At 58.2% G+C, this 17,361-nt stretch carries 13 protein-coding genes; 2 read left to right on the top strand and 11 right to left on the bottom strand.

The window, feature by feature from the left end; all coding sequences use genetic code 11:
* Nucleotides 1–3: 3 nt before the first annotated feature.
* The 4 genes from E8L03_RS07590 to E8L03_RS07575 all read right to left on the bottom strand — a co-directional run bounded on the left by E8L03_RS07590 (nt 4) and on the right by E8L03_RS07575 (nt 4,226).
* A complete protein-coding gene (locus E8L03_RS07590) occupies nt 4–465 on the bottom strand; it encodes a tripartite tricarboxylate transporter TctB family protein (RefSeq protein WP_167512316.1) in 462 nt (153 codons plus the stop codon).
* Between the two features lie 55 nt (nt 466–520).
* Entirely contained in the window at nt 521–1,465 is a 945-nt protein-coding gene (locus tag E8L03_RS07585) for a Bug family tripartite tricarboxylate transporter substrate binding protein (RefSeq protein ID WP_144233833.1), read from the bottom strand.
* A 76-nt stretch (nt 1,466–1,541) separates the two neighbouring features.
* Nucleotides 1,542–3,224, bottom strand: a complete 1,683-nt coding sequence (gene ilvD / locus E8L03_RS07580; protein WP_144233834.1) for a dihydroxy-acid dehydratase — start codon at nt 3,222–3,224, stop codon at nt 1,542–1,544.
* 69 nt (nt 3,225–3,293) lie between these two features.
* On the bottom strand, nt 3,294–4,226 hold the full coding sequence (locus E8L03_RS07575; RefSeq protein ID WP_171266995.1) for a dihydrodipicolinate synthase family protein: 933 nt from the start codon (nt 4,224–4,226) through the stop codon (nt 3,294–3,296).
* A gap of 159 nt (nt 4,227–4,385) precedes the next feature.
* Between E8L03_RS07575 and E8L03_RS07570 the strand changes: the two genes are divergently transcribed.
* Complete coding sequence (locus tag E8L03_RS07570; RefSeq protein ID WP_171266994.1) at nt 4,386–5,426, top strand: LacI family DNA-binding transcriptional regulator; 1,041 nt, start codon at nt 4,386–4,388, stop codon at nt 5,424–5,426.
* Between the two features lie 865 nt (nt 5,427–6,291).
* Here E8L03_RS07570 and E8L03_RS07565 read toward each other — a convergent pair.
* The 3 genes from E8L03_RS07565 to E8L03_RS07555 form a co-directional block, all read right to left on the bottom strand.
* Entirely contained in the window at nt 6,292–7,335 is a 1,044-nt protein-coding gene (locus E8L03_RS07565; protein WP_171266993.1) for an IS481 family transposase, read from the bottom strand.
* 191 nt (nt 7,336–7,526) lie between these two features.
* Nucleotides 7,527–8,795, bottom strand: a complete 1,269-nt coding sequence (locus E8L03_RS07560) for a nickel-dependent lactate racemase family protein (protein ID WP_171266992.1) — start codon at nt 8,793–8,795, stop codon at nt 7,527–7,529.
* Nucleotides 8,796–8,902: 107 nt separating this feature from the next.
* Complete coding sequence (locus tag E8L03_RS07555) at nt 8,903–10,063, bottom strand: NAD(P)-dependent malic enzyme (RefSeq protein WP_144233838.1); 1,161 nt, start codon at nt 10,061–10,063, stop codon at nt 8,903–8,905.
* Nucleotides 10,064–10,864: 801 nt separating this feature from the next.
* On the opposite strand from E8L03_RS07555, the gene E8L03_RS07550 reads away from it, so the two are divergent.
* On the top strand, nt 10,865–11,779 hold the full coding sequence (locus tag E8L03_RS07550) for a LysR family transcriptional regulator (protein WP_171266991.1): 915 nt from the start codon (nt 10,865–10,867) through the stop codon (nt 11,777–11,779).
* A gap of 201 nt (nt 11,780–11,980) precedes the next feature.
* On the opposite strand, the gene E8L03_RS07545 is transcribed toward E8L03_RS07550, so the two are convergent.
* From E8L03_RS07545 to E8L03_RS07530, 4 genes are read right to left on the bottom strand one after another with little or no spacing between them, the layout of a single operon-like run.
* Nucleotides 11,981–13,591, bottom strand: coding sequence for an amidohydrolase (locus E8L03_RS07545; protein WP_171266990.1), 1,611 nt, complete (start codon nt 13,589–13,591; stop codon nt 11,981–11,983).
* A gap of 2 nt (nt 13,592–13,593) precedes the next feature.
* The gene (locus E8L03_RS07540; RefSeq protein WP_171266989.1) at nt 13,594–14,856 is read right to left on the bottom strand and encodes a (Fe-S)-binding protein; all 1,263 of its coding nucleotides are present in this window, start codon (nt 14,854–14,856) and stop codon (nt 13,594–13,596) included.
* The gene (locus tag E8L03_RS07535) at nt 14,846–16,237 is read right to left on the bottom strand and encodes an FAD-binding oxidoreductase (protein WP_171266988.1); all 1,392 of its coding nucleotides are present in this window, start codon (nt 16,235–16,237) and stop codon (nt 14,846–14,848) included. Before E8L03_RS07535 ends, E8L03_RS07540 begins: the two co-directional genes overlap by 11 nt.
* On the bottom strand, nt 16,234–17,334 hold the full coding sequence (locus E8L03_RS07530) for a pyridoxal phosphate-dependent aminotransferase (protein WP_171266987.1): 1,101 nt from the start codon (nt 17,332–17,334) through the stop codon (nt 16,234–16,236). Before E8L03_RS07530 ends, E8L03_RS07535 begins: the two co-directional genes overlap by 4 nt.
* Nucleotides 17,335–17,361 lie beyond the last annotated feature (27 nt).

Here is a 17,361-nt window from a genome sequence, read left to right as displayed (position 1 = left end):
GAATCACATCCAGTAAGACCACATCGACGTTGGCAGAGGAATCTTGAGCACCTCCACAAAGATGAGCCAGAGAGCAACAGGGAAGATGATGCCCACGGGGAGCAGGACGGAGTACCTTCCGTAACCGAAGATGAGGCACGAAGCGAAAAAGAAGGCGACGGTCGACAAGAGAAAGCCGATATACTCCATCGCAGCTACGCACAGGCCGATCAACAGGAACATCAGCAGGGCATTTTTCCAACTGTAGTCCTTGCTGGACTTCCCTTTCTTGAAGGCCGCTTCGATCAATATTCCGACTGATAGCAGCAGCCATGCTGTAAGAAGAATGCGAGGATAAAAAATGGGACTGACCTGCGCACCTATCCCCATCACCTTGTAAGCAGAGTCGAACGTGTGGATCATGAACGCGACACCGAGCAGCATCATGACCCCCCCGAACATGAATTCTATAAGCCTTCGTGACATGGCTCCTCCTCGGAAGCGGGGGCGTTCCATAACGCCCCCGCAACGCGTATCGCTTTTATTTCTTCAACCCGGCGGATTCGAGGATCTTGCCGTTCTTGGTGAACTCTGATGCGACGAACTTGGAGAACTCCTGCGGGCCCATGTACTTCGGATCTGTCTTCAACTTCTTGGCCATTTCCTGGAACTTGGGAGATTCCACAGCCTTTTTGCTCGCTGCGGCTACTTTTTCGATAATCTCGGGGCTGGTTCCCTTGGGTGCGAAGATGCCGCGCCAGACTGAGAACTGCAGGTCGTAGCCGAGCTCTTTCATGGTGGGGACATCCGGCAAGGACGGGATTCGTTCCTCGGTGAAGGCGGCCAGGGCTTTTACATCGTACTGCTGGAGGATGGGAGGCGTATCGGCGTAGAACTGGATCACGCCGCTGGCCAGGGATTTCATGGCAGGACCGGTGCCCTTGTCAGGCATGTGTTTCACATCCACCCCCAGAGCCTCCATGGTAGCGGCCAAGGCCACGTGCGGCATGCCGCCAGGGCCGGAGGAGCCATAGAGATACTTGCCGGGGTTGGCCTTCAGGTCCGCAATGACTTCTTGCATGGAGTTCCACTTGGCGGATTTGGCCGTGTAGAACAGAACCGGGCTCAAAGTCACGTTGGCAATGGCATCGAAAGAGTCGATGCTATACGGCAGGTTGCGCAGATTCGGCTGGCAGGTCATGGGACCAATCGGGATGAAGCCCAGGGTGTAGCCGTCCGGCTTGGCCTTGGCTGCTTCTGCCGTTCCCAGGGTGCCGGAAGCGCCGTCCACGTTTTTTACGATTACGTTGGCATCCAATGCGTCGGCCAACAGGGGAGCGAACACTCGCGCCACGGAGTCTGTGCCTCCGCCGGCGCTGAAAGGTACTATGAGCGTGACGGTCCGTTCGGGATAGTCGGCCATCGCCGGTGAGCAAAGCATCAGCACAGATGCCGCCAACAGGAACACACGTAACAAGGCTTTCATGAAACGTCTCCTCTGCTTGTGGCCGGCATGGTGCCAGCCATCATTCGAGACTGCATGTTCTTCGCCAGAACTACGCCTACTTCAAAATTGCTCCATATTTTGCTGTGGACACAGCGCCCGAATACCGCTTCAGGTACCCACTTCCGGCCTGCGGTTTCGGTGTGAAAGTGTTTGCTTCGATTCGCCGCTGCAACTCATCGTCGTCGACATGCAGCTCGATGGATCGTCCGTCCACGTCGATGGTGATGGAGTCGCCGTCTTGAACGGCGCACAGCGGCCCCCCTAGTGCGGCTTCGGGGGAGACATGTCCAATGCACGGTCCTCTCGTTGAACCGGAGAAGCGACCATCTGTGACAAGCGCGACAGATTCGCCGAGGCCCACGCCCATGAGCGCTGATGTCGCCGTGAGCATTTCCCGCATGCCAGGGCCGCCGCACGGACCTTCATACCGGATGACGATCACCTCGCCGGCATTGATCTTGCCTTCAAGTATCGCTTCCGTGGCCTCTTCCTCGGATGAGAAGCAACGAGCCGGGCCGGTGTGCCTGCGCATCTTTTCCGAAATGCCGGTCTGCTTGATCACGCACCCTTCCGGCGCGAGATTGCCCTTGAGAACCGCCAGACTGGATTGCTTCATGTATGCGTTTGCTATGGGTCGGATCACCTCTTTGTTGCTGTTCGCAAATGCCTCGATGTTCTCCCGGAAGGTCTTGCCGGTGACTGTCATCCGGTCCAGGGGCAACATGGAAGACAGCTCCTTCATGACCACCGGGATGCCGCCGGCATCGTTGAGATCCAGCAGCGTGTGGGAGCCGGACGGTTTGATCTTGCAGATATAGGGCGTGGAAGAACTGATGCGCTCGATGTCTTCGAGCGTCAGGTTGAGGCCCGCCTCGTAAGCCAGCGCCGGGAAGTGGATGGACGTATTCGTGGATCCGCCCACGCTCATGACCACGCGCAAGGCGCCTTCCAGCACCTCTTGCGTGACAATGGACAAAGGCAGGAGGTTCTCCTCAACGAGCTGCACGATGCGCCTGCCGCTTTCCTTTGCCATGCGTATCTTCTTGCCCTCTACGGCGTGTGTCGTGGCCGATCCTGGCAAGGTCAGCCCCAGCGCTTCCGAGGCAATGGACATGGAGTTGGCCGTGCCCATCATTGCGCAGGAGCCGGGCCCGGGCGAAAGCGCGTCTTCCAGCTCGAAGAATTCGCCTTCGGTGATCTGCCCGCTTTTCAGGCGGCCCGCCGCTTCCTTGAGCTCATACGTTGCATACTCCTGCCCTTTGACCCGGCCAGGCAACATGGGGCCGCCGGTCACCACGATGGAGGGCAGGTTCAACCGCAGCAGCGCCATGAGCATGCCTGGAACGGTCTTGTCGCAACCACAAATGAACACCAATCCATCCAGCTGCTGGGCCTGGGCCATGATCTCGATGGAATCCGCCGTAATCTCCCTGGACGGCAGGGAGTAGCACATGCCTATGTGGCCCTGAAGGAAGCCATCACAAATGCTGATGGTATGGAACTCGAAAGGCACGCCCCCAGCCTGCTGCACACCGTCGCGAATGGCCTTTCCGATGCGGTCGAAGTGGATATGGCCGGGGTGCATCTCGTTGAAACAGTTTACAATGCCGATAAACGGCTTGCCGAACTCCTCAGCCGTATGGCCTAGGCCTTTCAGATGCGCCCTCGGGCCTCCGCGGGTCACTCCATTGACCACCTTGGCACTTCTGTACTTCGTGTCTTTGAACGTGAAACTCATCTTCTCTCCGGATGCGATATCAGCGTGTTGCATGCCCGGACGTGCACTGCACCGGGCTCACGATTGTTCTCAGTTGGAAGCCTCGACCGGCTTGAGAAGAGGCACGGAGAACTCATCTTCCAGCCTGCGGAGCTCTTCCTTCATCTCGGCTTTCTCAGCCTCGGTCAGGCTGCGCATGGGAGCATGCGGATCGGGGAAGGCAATGCCGCGCAAAGCCAGGACCTGCTTGCGGCGAGTCTGTCCTGCCGGACGGTTAAAGACGTGGCGCAGGCGGGAGGCGAGCTTTTGGAGATTGCGCGCGGCGTCCAGGTTGCCGGCCTCGTACTCTCGCTTGATGCCCACCATGATCTCCGGGTTGCTCGCGGCAAGGGCCGAGATTGCACCTGTGCCGCCGATAATCATGCAGGCCAGGTACATGGCGTCGCTGCCCATCATGGAGCTGAAGTCGCTGCCCAGAAGGTCCACGTAGTCTACATAGCGGCAGTAGTCCTGAGTGGTGTCCTTCACGCCGGCCAGCTGCGGACAGACCTTGCGGAGCTCCATCAGATACTGAGGGGTAAGGTCGTTCCGCGCTGCTGCGGGGAAGTTGTAAAGGTACAGCGGGGTGTTGGGTGCGGACTTGCCGAGAGTCACGAAGTACGTGGTCAGCGCGTCCTTATCAAAGCCGTAGTAAAAAGGCGGGACCGCGGCTATTCCGAAAACGCCAAGGCTTTCCGCATAGTTGGCCAGATCAAACGCTTCATCCTGCCGGGTGCTTCCGACATGCGCGACCACTGGAATTCGGCCGTCCGCAGCATCAACATACGCCTTGATGGCGGTTTTCTGCATCTCGATTGAAAGAACGGCGAATTCGCCCGTGGACCCGTTGACGAAAAGGGCGTCCACACCACTGTCGATCTGAAAATCACAGAACGAGCGGAGCATCTTCTGGTCGACCGAGCCATCCTGATCGACCGGGTTGAAAGCTGCCGTAACTGTTCCCTGAAGAAGCTGTTTAGTCATTTCAATCTCTCCTGATTGGTTATGGTAGCGCTACCATTTGCATAAATGAAACACACTGTCAACCAAATTCACATGTAGCGCTGGCCACAAAACATCCCGGTTTTATTAACAGTTGCCTTATCCAGATGAGCCGGGCATAAAAAAACTTCAGGAGGTTAAATGACAGAAACGCCCCAGAAGAAAAGGAAGCGTCGAGGTAGTGGCCGCGTTACCATGAAGGACGTGGCCAAATTATCCGGCGTCGCCCCCATAACGGTTTCACGAGTTCTTTCAGGGTCTGATTATGCATCACCGGCAGCGCGTGACGCCGTCATGGCTGCTGTCCGTGAGTTGGGCTATGTGCCAAACCGGATGGCGGGAGGCCTCGCCTCCGTGCATGCTCCGGTCGTGCCCATACTCGTGCCGGCTTTGCGAAACGCCGTCTTCTCCGACATTATCATGGGTGCGCAGGAGCATTTTTTCGAGCACGGGCTGGAGACGCTGATCGGCAACACGCTCTATTCGATCTCCAAAGAGGAGCATCTCACCCGAACCTTTCTGGGATGGTCACCCCCGGCCATCATGATAACCGGCGGAACGCATTCCCAGGCCACGCGTGATTTGCTCTCCTCCATCGAGATTCCAGTTATCGAGCTGATGGAGCTTGTGGAAAAGCCGCTGGGCATCAACGTCGGTCTTTCCCACGCCGGGGCCGGCTATGATATGACGTCTGTCCTCATAGAGAGGGGATATGAAGACATTGCTTTTCTTGGAACGATGCCCGACAGGGACCTCCGTGCACTCAAACGCATGGAGGGATACCAAAAAGCGCTCCGAGACAACGGGCTGCGGGGCGACGGCTTTGTCCAGTTCTATGACCAGCCATCAACGTTTCAACTCGCCGCGCAATTCGCCGACATCTATCTCGAAAACAGGGCGAAAATCAGGGCGGTCTTCTGCGCCAACGACGTTCTCGCCGTCGGTCTGCTCATGGAATGCCAACGCCGTGGAATCGCTGTCCCTGGGGAGCTGGCCATTGCCGGTTTCAATGATTTGTCCATTGCGGAAAGCGTACATCCGAGACTGACCACTGTGCATGTGCCCCGCTACGAAATGGGAACAAAGGCAGCATCCATGCTCGTCGAGGTCCTTTCCGGGGAGACGCTTGAATCCCCAATCTATAATGTGGGTTATGAGATCATTGAGAGGGAATCGACCTGAGTTTGGGCTCGACAAATTGAGCCCTCGTTCAAGCGGCGCACACGTGCATGGTATGGTCAGCAGACCATGACTTCGTATCTTTTTCTACACGCAGCACTCCTGCACGAAGGAGGAGCGTTTAATCTCAGCGATAGGAACTGCTACCTCCAAAAGGGTAGAGCGATGTCACGATACCAACGGACGAGTTGCTGCTGAAGTCCTGCCGGCAGCTTCCAATACGAACGCCAGGCTTTGTCAGGACGTACGAGAAGGATGCAGGGATGGACCAGGAGGATGAAGAAGAAGCCTGAAGCGTGTGTTGTAAGAAGGCTATCAGGACTCTCTAAACAAATCCCATGAATGAGCCGCTGATTTTGGGACATGATGACCAAAGCGACGGCAAGTTGCCCCGCCTGTATGCGCAGCCTTCCGCAGTCCCTTTGGTGACAAATTGCTGTAATAAAAACCGCCGGCGCAGCGGAGGATACCACTGCGCCGGCGGTTACTATGAGCGGAGTTCTGAGGGGGTGCTGCCCCTGATACTCACCGCAAGGGAGCATTGCTCCCTTGCCCCATTTCTGGAGTCGCGGGAATTGAGTATACTGGCTTAAATAAAGGAACTAGCTCGAAATTGAGGCAGTCCTTTTCCTGCGGATAATGAAGCTGCATCAAGAGAAGTCTTCACTACGAAGAAAACGTCGTTTCCATATGTCGCGATGCTGAGTTCCCTCGCTTCAACCAGATTCGAAAAATGCAGGCATGTAGACCAGTAATGCATTTATATGGCTATGTTCTTAAGAATCGTGACAACTGAGGCACAAAGGATACGACTCAGAATGTACAGAGATAGTATTCACCTGACACTCCGCCCCTGGCGGGGTGATGGCTACGCTGCTTCTTCTTTTTCTACCTCTGCTTCGTCGATTACGATGCCGTCCAGGAACGCTTGGTAGGGCACTCGGCCGTCCATGCCGCGGCCCTGATGGGTGCGTTCCCGGTTGTAGTGGTTCAGGTAACTGTCCAGATCCTCTTGCATTTCCTCCACCGATTCGTACCACTTCTCGCGGCCCTTGATGCGGAAATGCTCGTCGAGCAATGTCCGATGCAACCGCTCCACAAAGCCGTTGCTCTGCGGCCGGCGAACCTGCGTTGTCCGGTGCTCAATCCCTTCTAATTGCAAGAACAATTCGTACGGATGCTTGTCCGGGCGACCGCAGAACTCGCGACCGTTGTCCGAGAGAATCGTCGAAATGCGCGCGATGTGCTCCTCGAAGAACGGCAGCACGTCCTCATTGAGCACGTGAACCGCGGTAACCGGCAACTTGGTGGTGTAGAGTCGGCCCCAGGCATAGCGGCTGTGGCAGTCGATAACCGACTGCAAATACACGCGTCCAACGCCCTTGAGCGTGCCCACGAAGAAGGTGTCCACGGCCACGAGGTCGCCGGTGTGACGCGTCTCGATGTGCCGGTCGCGAAACTCGGGACTGAAGCGCTCCAGGACGCGGATTTGTTCGTCCGAGAGCTCCAAACGCTGCTCTCGCACGCTCTTCTCCAGCCGCAGCAACCGCTCGTGGCGTGTGAGCAAGCCGTGCCGGCTCCAGACGCCGCGGACACCGCCGGAGCTGACCTGGACGCCTTGCAGGACAAGCTGTTGGGCGACGCGGAGCGGCCCGTGCGTGGGGTGAGCCAAGCAGTAGTCGAGGATGGCCTGCTCGACAGCCTCGTCGACGCGGTTGGGGTGCGGGCCTCGCGGCCCGGGCAGGCGGTCCAATAGACCTTCGGCGCCGAAGGTCTGGTAGTTGCGCCGGATCTCGTAGAACTGCTGCCTGGAATAGCCCATGATTTTGCACGCTTTGCTGACGTTGCCCAATTCAGTGGCCAGCTCTAGCAGACTCATCTTCCTTCGTGCTACTTTGCGTTTCGTGGTCATGGCGTTCTCCTCGAAAGGGTTCGTGAAGCTTCGCAACTCCATCGATACCCAGCCAGGGACGGCATGACCACAACCTTTTGGTGGCCCAGGTGTCAGGTTATATCCATCTCAGTTCACTCAGAAAGACCTTTTCCATGCGACATGGCGTCACTAAGGCAGCTTACCATATGCGCAAGCATTGAATCTGATGCCTAAGACTCAGAATAAACTGGGAGGGTAATGCTTCCTTGCGGCAGTATGGCGACATTTGCTTGAGGATTCTCATCCAGGAAGGCGTCATAGAGCGCCTGGACATTGTCAGCTTTGCTGGCAAAGAGCTTGTGTGTATCTTCTTCGCTCAGCGAAGAGATGATCGTAAGCTTTTTACGCAACGTAACTCGTGAAAACCAATATGCCTTGTGTCCACCCATTACAAAATTCTTACGAATCGCATCCACAATATCCTGTGGGGACATTCCTTTAGACAGCCATTCTTCAAAAACCGGTTCCCCAAACCCCTTCGGGGATTCGGTGAGCATGATGATGTCCCCGCCATTACGCGTCACCCTATCTCCGTGATCAAGAGTCTTTTGTGACTGATACATGTTTACATCGCGTGGATATCCAGATGCTGAGATGATGCACAAGTCTGCAAACTCACTGAATGGAACTTCATACATACTTTTTGAAACTTCCGTCGCCTCGTACCATGCCGATTCCATATCGCCTCCAACAATGTGGACGACTTCCTGGTCATCAGTCACCACTGCATTGAGGATGAAATCAACACCAACTTTCCGAGCGCCCCAAATCATCTCCTGGCTGATAGGATTTTGATGGATTTCTGGCAAGTCATCTACGACATCGAACAACTTTGCATGATTCCTTTCTATGGTCTCATGTCCTGCAACACCAGGGAGGATCGATTTTCTTCCGCCGGAGAAGCCGGCAAAGTAGTGTGGCGCTACGATTCCCAAAGTGATCACGAAATCTGCTTCCACTGCCAGTCGATTGATTTCAAGAGGTATTCCACCAGGAAGCGGCCCAAGATTGACAAGCATCTCACGGTCATCGGCGTCGTGCGAGATAAATTGAAATCGTTCCACCATCTCCGCCCCGAATGTTTTGATATTCAGGGCCTCATCGTGGGGCTTGTGCAGCCCCGTAGCGATGAGGAAGGTAATGTTGGAGTCAGGTATGCCGCATTGTGAAAAGACTTCCAGCAAGGGCGGGAAGAAGATGTCATAGGGCATCGGCCTTGTTTCGTCATTGACGACCACAAGGATCTTATCTTTCTTCTTCTCGTTGAGCAGCATCGATAATGGCTTTGTGCCATTGGGATGGCGCAACACCTCGCGGGTCTTCTCTAGCGGATTCTGGAGGATGCTTGGCCTGTTCGGCTTGTATACCTTGGTGTTGGAACCTTCCCGGATGCGCAATGGAATGGTTGTGCTCCCGTAAGGGAGCGCTATGGCGGCCATTTTTCCTCTCCTTATCCTTTATATGCTGAATATTTTCCCAGTGGGGAGCGTGACTCCGAGACAGTGAGAAAATGCGTAGCAAAACAGAATGATGATTATTTCATCTCTCAACTATCAGCCACTGCGGCGATGGCTGTAGCGACACTGTCGGAAAGGTTCATGTCCAATGGATTAGGCAAGAGATACGTTTCCGAAAGTTTATCATCGGTGACGTAGTTTGCAATTGCGTCAATTGCAGCCAGCTTCATGGCGAGCGTAATATGTGCTGCTCTTGATCGCATTGCACCTTTGACTATTCCTGGAAATGCAAGCAAGTTGTTGACGGTGTTCGGAAAATCGAATCGCCCGGTACCAATATAACGGGCACCTGCCTCTATGGCGTCGGGGGGGAAGATTTCCGGATCAGGATTGGCGAGAGCAAATATTGTGGCATCAGGATTCATTGAAGCCACCATTTCCTTGGAGACCAGGCCCGCGCGAGAAAGGCCGATAAAAATATCGGCACCTTTAAATGCATCGGCCAGATTTCCTTCAAGAGCTACGCTGCTTCGATCAACAACAGATTGCTTGTACTTGTTTAAGTCATTTCTATTCTTGGAAAGCGCGCCCTTGCTGTCGAACATGGTTATCTTGTCGATTCCAAGCTCGAACAGAAGGTTGGCTGTGGCAATGGCCGAGGCGCCCGCACCACTTATGACAACCCGCTTGCTGGACAGGTCGCACCCACTCAACCGCGCGACATTCTTCAGACCGGCACAAATGGCCATGGCTGTCCCATGCTGGTCGTCATGGAATACAGGAACGTTCAGCTCACGATTCAAACGTTCCTCAATTTCAAAACAACGGGGAGCGGCAATGTCCTCAAGGAAAAAGAATCCAAAAGAAGGCTCTACATTCTTGACAGTTTTTACTATTTCATCAACATCAGTAGTTGAAAGGCACAGTGGTACAGGATCTGCATTAGCAAAATGCTTCAGCATAACTCCTTTCCCTTCCATAACAACCATTGCTGCTTCGGGTCCGACATTACCAAGACCAAGAACGGCAGTTCCATCAGTGACAATGGCAAGCATACTGGCCTTTGCCGTATATTGGTATTGAAGGCTTTTATCTGCGTGTACAGCACGGGTGGGTTCGGCGACGCCTGGTGTATAGGCGATGCTCAGTTCTTCAAGATTATTTGCACCGACCTTGTTTGTGACCTCCAGTTTGCCACGTGCATTGGCTACCAGATCAACAGCTTTACGATATATTTCTTCTTCGTTCATTTCTTTCCTCGCAGTGATGTAAGATTTGTTTGCTATTACCTAATGTATGGATGTTTTTTTGAGCAAATTTAAAATTTGCATTCCTCAAATAAATTTTTGCTATGGGCCTGAGGATGGTCGATCATGGCGTATGATGCGAGGCGGCTATGTCGTTTCCTCATATTTTGTCTATAATATTCAAATATTGCATGTGCCGGCCAAATATGCATGCCGTGTGCGGCACGCCCCGGGGTTGCCCCGGCGCCAGCAGAAAACAGCCATAAGCAAGATGCCGACTATTGATTCTGACCCAAAATTATTGAGGGCAGGTGTATGGAATTTTAAGCGCAGCAGAGATACTCGTGGCAGCAGGGCGTGGGCTGCAAAAGGCGAAACTTGCGTGAACGAAGTGCCCGTACCGGCTCCTGCCGCAGGTTGGGCATCACGGACAGGCGGAGTTAACTGGCTGGAAAAATGCCCGATATCCGGGGAGCCGACGCGCGCGAGTCGATGCCCGATCAGAAGAAATCAGCGCCAAATATTGCAGGAGCTTTCAAGCATGCTTCTGCATTGGATGCTTTCTATGGTGATTGTCGACGCGGAAGGCCGCATCACGTCAGGGGCACGTGTGTATTGTGTTGAGGTAGGGACAGCAGCGACAGACCTATTGTTTTGCCAAGAGTATAAGAGGGGAAAATGCGAGCTGCTGGCTCTCGTGGCGTTTTCTGTCCAGAGGTTTGTGGAACTGGTCAGTCATTGAAACTTCGGCAACGGACGCACAAATTTTACTGAATATATAAATTGATAGTGATGGAGCTGGCCATGAACCTTTCTCACCTACAAACATATATCAAGGTTGCTTCGACACGGAGCTTCACGCGAGCTGCACAGGATCTTTTTATAACGCAGCCCACCGTGACACACCATATCCAGTCACTCGAACAGGAGTTAGGGTATCAGTTGTTTGTCCGCTCCAGCTCGGAAATTCGCCTGACAGTGGAGGGGAAGCAGCTTCTCCAAAAGGCTCATGAAATATTTAGGATTATTGATGATATCAAAGGCACGACAATGAGCCAGGAAAGCGGAATGTGCGGCACGTTGAATATTGCTGCATCTTCCGTCATGGGTACATATTTTTTGACCCCCATATTTAAAACGCTTTTAGAAACATACCCCCATGTAGATATTCGGCTCCATTTTGGAAATGCCTATACCACAGCGACATGGGTTCAGAATTCTTTTGTAGATCTCGGTTTTGCTCCACGTTCCCCAGGGTTCTCCCGGCTCAAGTTTACAACGCTTCTTGTTGAGCCATGCGTTCTTGCCATCAGCTCACCGCGTTATGCAACATACAGCTACGAGTTAGAGCATGGGGATTGTGCGAATCAGCCTTTTATTATCCGAGAAAAGGGAACCAAAGTGCATGACGTTGCCATGAGGTGGCTCAAAAAACAATCATGGTACTCTGGTATGCGCACACCGACCATCCTTCCGGATATGGAATCCATCAAGAATCTTGTTCTTGCAGATGCCGGGATAACCATCCTTCCTCGTTGTTGCGTCCGACGATACCTTGATCAAGGTCTCATGAAAGAACTTAAGACGGATATAAAACCAAATGATGTGAATTACTTTATGATACAGCGGAAAAATGAAAATGAGAACGAGCTTATTCGAATGTTTCTGCAGTTGTTGAGAACAACAGCTCAAACGGCAACAACACCGGCCAAAATGTAATAGAAGATAGATACGACATAGTCTGAAATAACAGCGTGAAAAGAATAGATTGCTAATAAGCAGGCCAGGAGTTCAAGTCTCTTCGTCGGCTTCAGAAAAAGAGAGGGTGCCGCCCCAATCGGACAGCACCCTTTTTCCTTATCTCGCTTGTCGGGCTCTGTGCTACGTTGGACACAACGCCTTTGTCGGCGTCGCTCTACGCTACTTGGATTTTGAGAACACGAACTCGCCGGCCACGACCGTTTGCAGCACATCGATGCCGGTCAGCTCGGCCGTGGGGATCTCCAGCGGGTTCTTCGAGAGCACGGCGAAGTCGGCCAGCTTGCCTGGCGCAATGGAGCCCGCCTCGTTCTCCAGCCCGCAGGACGCGGCAGGGCCCACGGTGTAGGCGCGCAGGGCGTCCTCCGCGCTGACGCACTCCTGACCGTGCCAGGGCGTGGCCTCGCAGCCCGGCACATTCCGCGCCACGGCCGCGTGCATGCCCAGAAGCGGGTCGAAGTGCGTGACCGGGCAGTCCGAGCCAAAGGCCAGGGCCATGCCGGCCTTGAGGATGGAGGCGAAGGGGTAGGTGAAGCGACCCAGTTCGCCGAACTCGCCGTCGATCATGTCCATGTCCAGGACGAGGTGCAGGGGCTGCACCGAGACGGCTACGCTACCGGGTTTGAGCCCGGCGTAGCAATCCAGGTCCTCGGTGCGCACCATCTGCATGTGCTCGATGCGGTCCGGCGCAAACCGCTGCGATGCGGTGCAAGACTCGGTCTCGCGGAGCAGCGTCCCCAGGTCGCGTACGGCGTGGTCGCCAATGGCGTGGATCGTCAGGGAGTTACCGCTTTGCCGCGCCAGCTTCAGCAGCCGGCCGATCTCGTCCATGGCGAACATGGGCAGGCCGGAGCCGGCGCTGCTCTTGCGGTACGGATCAAGCACCCAGGCGGTTTTCGCGCCCATGGAACCGTCGGAGTAGACCTTGAAGTGGCCCATGCGCAGCCACTCGTCGCCCATGCCGGTGCGCAGGCCCAGGCGGATTGCCTCTTCCAGATGCTCCACAGCCATGCAGCACCAGGAACGCAGCCGCATGCTGCCGGAGTGGCGGAGCCGCTGCCAGGCCGAGAGGGCCGGGCCGGCCTCCAGGCCGCCCATGAGCCGCAGGTCGTGCACGCCGGTGATGCCGTAGCGGTGCAGCTCCTTCTGGGCATCGGCAAAAGCCTCGTCAATATCCTCGTCCGTCAGCGAAGCCAGGGCCAGGGTGCGGACCGGGTTGATGCCCCAGTCGCGCAGCACGCCGGTGGGCTCGCCGTTCTCGTCCACGTCGATGCGGCCCATGGCGGGCTGGCCAGCGTTTCTGGCGATGCCGGCCGCTTCCAGCGCCTTGGTGTTGACCACGGCCAGGTGCAGGTCGGCGCGCCAGAGCACGGCGGGTTTGTCCGGGCAGACCGCGTCGAGATCGCGGCGGGTGAAGATGCGTTGCTCGGGCCACCCGCCCTCGTACCAGCCGTAGCCGATGACCCACTCCCGCTCCGGCTTGGCCGCCTCTTCGGACACGGCGTCCAGCACGTCGGGAAGGCCGCGCGCCTTGTCCAGCATGAGATGCTTGAGCGCCAGGGCCCAGTCAAAGTAGTGGATGTGGCTTTCCGTAAAACCGGGAACCATGCAGGCCCCGTGCATGTCGCGCCTTTCGGCGGACTCTCCGGCCAGGGCGCGGGCCTGCTCGCCCAGCGCCTCCACCCGGCCGCAGCGCACAAGCACGGCGTCCGTCCGGGGCGTGTTGTCATCCATGGTTACGACATCGGCGTTGTCATAAAGTATAGCGTTCATGGTCATCGTATTGGGCAAAGGATTTCAAGGGGATGGATAGCCGGCATGTTCGAGCCGGCCTTGCCGAGATGTGAGCCTATCTGAAGCACGCAGCCCGGGCAGGCGGCGGACGCGACCTCCGCGCCGCTCGCCGCGATTTTTCCGGCCGCGGCGCTTCCCAGCTCCCGCGCCAGGTCCGGGTTCTTGAGGCTGGAGACGCCGCCCCCGCCGCAGCAGGCGGTCTCGCCGTTCATGACGAGCTCCACGCCGCGTTTGTGCATGAGATCGGCCACGGCGGCCGGGTCGCCACCGGCATGGACAAAGTGACAGGGCTGATGCACGGCCGCGCTGCGTATCTGCGTCGAACCCGGCAGGGACAGGGATGAAAGCCCGGCCAGGAAGGTCAACGCCTCCTGCACCCGAGGGCCGAGGCTTTTGGCCTGCTCCGCCTCCGGACCGCCCATTCGGGCGGCAATCTCCGGGTAATGGGCGCGCAGCACCGAGGCGCAGGTAGGACAGGCCGTGAGAATTGGTCCTTCCACGGCTGCGAGGGAACGCAGGTTCTTGCGCAGCACGGTCTTGAAGCTCTTGAGCCTGCCGCTGAACAGCGCGGGTGCGCCGCAGCATTGCTGGTCCGGCGGAATGAGGACGTCGAAGCCGTTGTCGCAGAGCATTTTCACGGCGGCGAGGCCCGGTCCGAAGTCCACCAGACCGTAGAAGCAGCCCGTAAAGAACACGGCGCGGCCGCGGTTGGGCGAGCCCGGAGAGCGCGGCACCAGGGAGGGCAACCGTTTCTGCAGCGGCCGGCCCGTGATAGGGGGCACGCCACGTCCGGAAAGCATCTGGGGCAGGTACTCCGGGAAATGGCGACGGCCGGCCTTGTCCGCGGGCAGCAATCGGGAGAATACGCCGGCGGTGCGCACGCAGGCAGACATGAGCGAGCGGTGGGGGATGAGCGCATCCATGGCCGCCTCGCCGAGACGGGCTCCAGGACCATGCGGACGGGAGACTTCGGCGCGCGCCGCCAGGACATTGGACGCGGTATCCACCCCCTTGGGACAGGCCACGGCGCAGGAGCGGCAGAGCAGGCAGCGGTCCACGGCCTCGAAGAAGCGCGGGCCGGGGTTGAGCTCGCCGGAGGTCACGGCGCTGGTCAGATCGGTTCTGCCGCGGGGGGAGTCGGTTTCCACGTGGGAGACGGAGTAGACCGGGCAGACCGAGAGGCAGCGGCCGCAGCGGTCGCATTGCGGGGCGTCGGTCGAAAGAACGTCGGGGTCAGTCTTCATTGCTGCAGAAAGACTCGCACTTGCCGGGGTTGAGCAGGTCGCGCGGGTCGAAAGATCGTTTGATTTCACGCGCCAGCCGCAGGAACGCGGGGGAGAGCTGGCGCGGCAGGTGCGCGGCCTTCTCCAGGCCGATGCCGTGTTCGCCGCTCAGGGTGCCGCCGAGCTCCAGCACGGCGTTGCAGGCGTCGCGGTCGAACGCGGCAAAGGCGGCGGACTGCGCCGCGTCGGAAGGATCGTAGATGACCATGGGATGGAGGTTGCCGTCGCCGGCGTGGGCGATGACCGCGACATCCAGCCCGTGTTTACGACCGATATGTCCGATGCCTTCCACGGCTGCCGGCAGCTGGGAGACGGGCACGGCATAGTCCAGGCTGACCATGAAGCTGACCTGCCGGACCAGGGCGGCGGTGCCGCCGCGGCGGGCCTGCCAGAGTGCTGCGCGCTCGGTCTCGTCAGCGGCCACTGTAGTTTGGAACGCGCCGTGCTCCTTGCACAGCCTGGCGATGGCCTGCATCTGGCCGCCCAGGGTGGCCTCTGGGCCGTCCACCTCGATGAGCAGCAGGGCCTGGGCCTCCGCGGGAAAGTCGAAGTCGTAGGCCTGCTTTACGGCCTTCAGGAATGCCCGGTCCATGAGCTCCAGCGTGCACGGCGCGTAGCCGGAGGACATGATGGCGGCCACGGCCTCGGCCGTTGCCTTGAGGTCCGTGAAGTAGGCGCTCATGGCGCGGACGGCTTCCGGCTTGGGCAAGAGCCGCACGGAGGCCTCGGTGATGAGCGCCAGCCGGCCCTCGCTGCCGCAGAGCAGCCGGGTGATGTCGTAGCCGGCCACGTCCTTCATGCAGCGGCCGCCTGTGGCCAGGATCTCGCCGCCGGGCAGCACTGCGGTCAGGCCGGTCAGGTAGTCGCGCGTCACGCCGTACTTCACGCCGCTGGCGCCGCCGGCGTTGGTGGCCACGTTGCCGCCCAGGGTGCAGTAGTCGGCCGAGGTGGGGTTGGGCGGGTAAAACAGCCCCTGCTCCAACACGGCGCGTTGCAGCTGAGCGGTGATGACGCCGGCCTGGACGCGGGCGATGCGGTCCGCGCGCGAAAGATCGAGCACCTTGTTCATGCGCGCCGTACCCAGCACCAGGCCGCCGCGGACAGGCGTGGGCCCGCCAGTCAGGCTGGTGCCGGAGCCGCGGGGGGTGACGGGGGTCTCGAACCGTTCGGCCAGGGCCAGGGCCTCGGCCGCCTGCTCTGTGGATTCGGGCAGCACCACGGCCTCGGGCTCGGCCCGTGCGAACATGTCGTAGGAGTAAACGCGCAAATCCTCGGGCGCATCCAGATACCCTGTGGGCACGGCCTTGCGCAGCGCGGCCTTGAGTTCGGCGTGCAGGCTCACGCCGTCTCTCCATGCCGCTTCATGAATCGCTCCATGCGGTCCATGGCGATCTCCAGACGATCCATGGGCACGGTGCAGGCGATGCGGATGAACGGCTGGCAGGACGGGCCAAAGGTTTCGCCCGGAATGACCACCACCTGCTCCTCCTTGAGCAGGGTCTCGGCAAATGCGAGGCCGTCCATGCCGGAGCCGGAGACGTCTGCGAACATATAGAACGAGCCCTGGGGCCTGTTGACGCGTAGGCCCGGCATCTCGGCAAGGCGCGAGTAGACGTACTGCGAGCGGCGGGTGAACTCGTCCACCATGGCCTGGAACGGCTCCTTGGGACCGCGCAGGGCGGCCAGTCCGGCGCGCTGGCCCGGCGTGCTGGCCGAGGCCGTGGAGTAGCTGACGACCTTGATGAGCTCGCGCATGAGCCACTCCGGGCCGTAGCAGTAACCCACGCGCCAGCCGGTCATGGCGTAGGTCTTGGAGAAGGAGTTGACCACGAGGCAGCGCTCGGACATGCCCGGACGGTCGAAGATGCTCGGAGCCGGGCCGTCAAAGCTCATGGCGTCGTAGACCTCGTCCGAGACCACGAAGAGGTCGCGGCGCACGGCTATCTCGGCGATGGCGTCCAGCACCTCGCCGGGCAGCACCGCGCCCGTGGGGTTGCCCGGGCTGTTCAGCAGCAGCATCCGTGTGTTCTCGTTCACGGCGGCTTCCAGCTCGTCCGGCCGGACAATGAAGCCGTCCTCGAAGCGGGCCTGTACCGTGGCGAGCTTCCCGCCGGCAAAGCCCACGTGGGCGGCGTAGTCCGGGAAGTGGGGTTCGGGCGTGAGCACCTCGCCGCCGTCGCAGAGCAGGCTGCGCATGACGGCCACGAGAGCGCCCATGGCGCCGTGGGTGATCTGGATGCGGTCCGGCGAGACGTCGCGGCCCGCTGCCAGGAGGCTGTCGGAAAGGGCCTGGCGCAGCTCCGGGTCGCCCTGGGAGTGGGCGTAGTGGGTCCAGCCGGCCAGGGCGTCGTTCATGGCCGCGCGGATAACGTGTTTCGGCGTGTCCATGTCGGGCTCGCCAATGCCCAGGGTCACGACGTCGTCGTAGTCCTGAGCCATGAACATCATACGGCGTATGGCACTGAA

It is taken from the genome of Oceanidesulfovibrio marinus, from assembly GCF_013085545.1.
GTDB lineage: Bacteria > Desulfobacterota > Desulfovibrionia > Desulfovibrionales > Desulfovibrionaceae > Oceanidesulfovibrio > Oceanidesulfovibrio marinus.
Note: the sequence above shows the minus strand (reverse complement) of the source record. Positions and strands in the feature narration are given on the sequence as shown.

Bases quoted from the DNA above. Each gene is read 5' to 3' on its own strand.
- E8L03_RS07570 (WP_171266994.1), top strand. From the start codon at position 4,386: ATGACAGAAACGCCCCAGAAGAAAAGGAAGCGTCGAGGTAGTGGCCGC.
- ilvD (WP_144233834.1), bottom strand. From the start codon at position 3,224: ATGAGTTTCACGTTCAAAGACACGAAGTACAGAAGTGCCAAGGTGGTC.
- E8L03_RS07560 (WP_171266992.1), bottom strand. From the start codon at position 8,795: ATGGCCGCCATAGCGCTCCCTTACGGGAGCACAACCATTCCATTGCGC.
- E8L03_RS07530 (WP_171266987.1), bottom strand. From the start codon at position 17,334: ATGGCTCAGGACTACGACGACGTCGTGACCCTGGGCATTGGCGAGCCC.
- E8L03_RS07545 (WP_171266990.1), bottom strand. From the start codon at position 13,591: ATGAACGCTATACTTTATGACAACGCCGATGTCGTAACCATGGATGAC.
- E8L03_RS07540 (WP_171266989.1), bottom strand. From the start codon at position 14,856: ATGAAGACTGACCCCGACGTTCTTTCGACCGACGCCCCGCAATGCGAC.
- E8L03_RS07550 (WP_171266991.1), top strand. From the start codon at position 10,865: ATGAACCTTTCTCACCTACAAACATATATCAAGGTTGCTTCGACACGG.
- E8L03_RS07555 (WP_144233838.1), bottom strand. From the start codon at position 10,063: ATGAACGAAGAAGAAATATATCGTAAAGCTGTTGATCTGGTAGCCAAT.
- E8L03_RS07585 (WP_144233833.1), bottom strand. From the start codon at position 1,465: ATGAAAGCCTTGTTACGTGTGTTCCTGTTGGCGGCATCTGTGCTGATG.
- E8L03_RS07590 (WP_167512316.1), bottom strand. From the start codon at position 465: ATGTCACGAAGGCTTATAGAATTCATGTTCGGGGGGGTCATGATGCTG.
- E8L03_RS07575 (WP_171266995.1), bottom strand. From the start codon at position 4,226: ATGACTAAACAGCTTCTTCAGGGAACAGTTACGGCAGCTTTCAACCCG.
- E8L03_RS07565 (WP_171266993.1), bottom strand. From the start codon at position 7,335: ATGACCACGAAACGCAAAGTAGCACGAAGGAAGATGAGTCTGCTAGAG.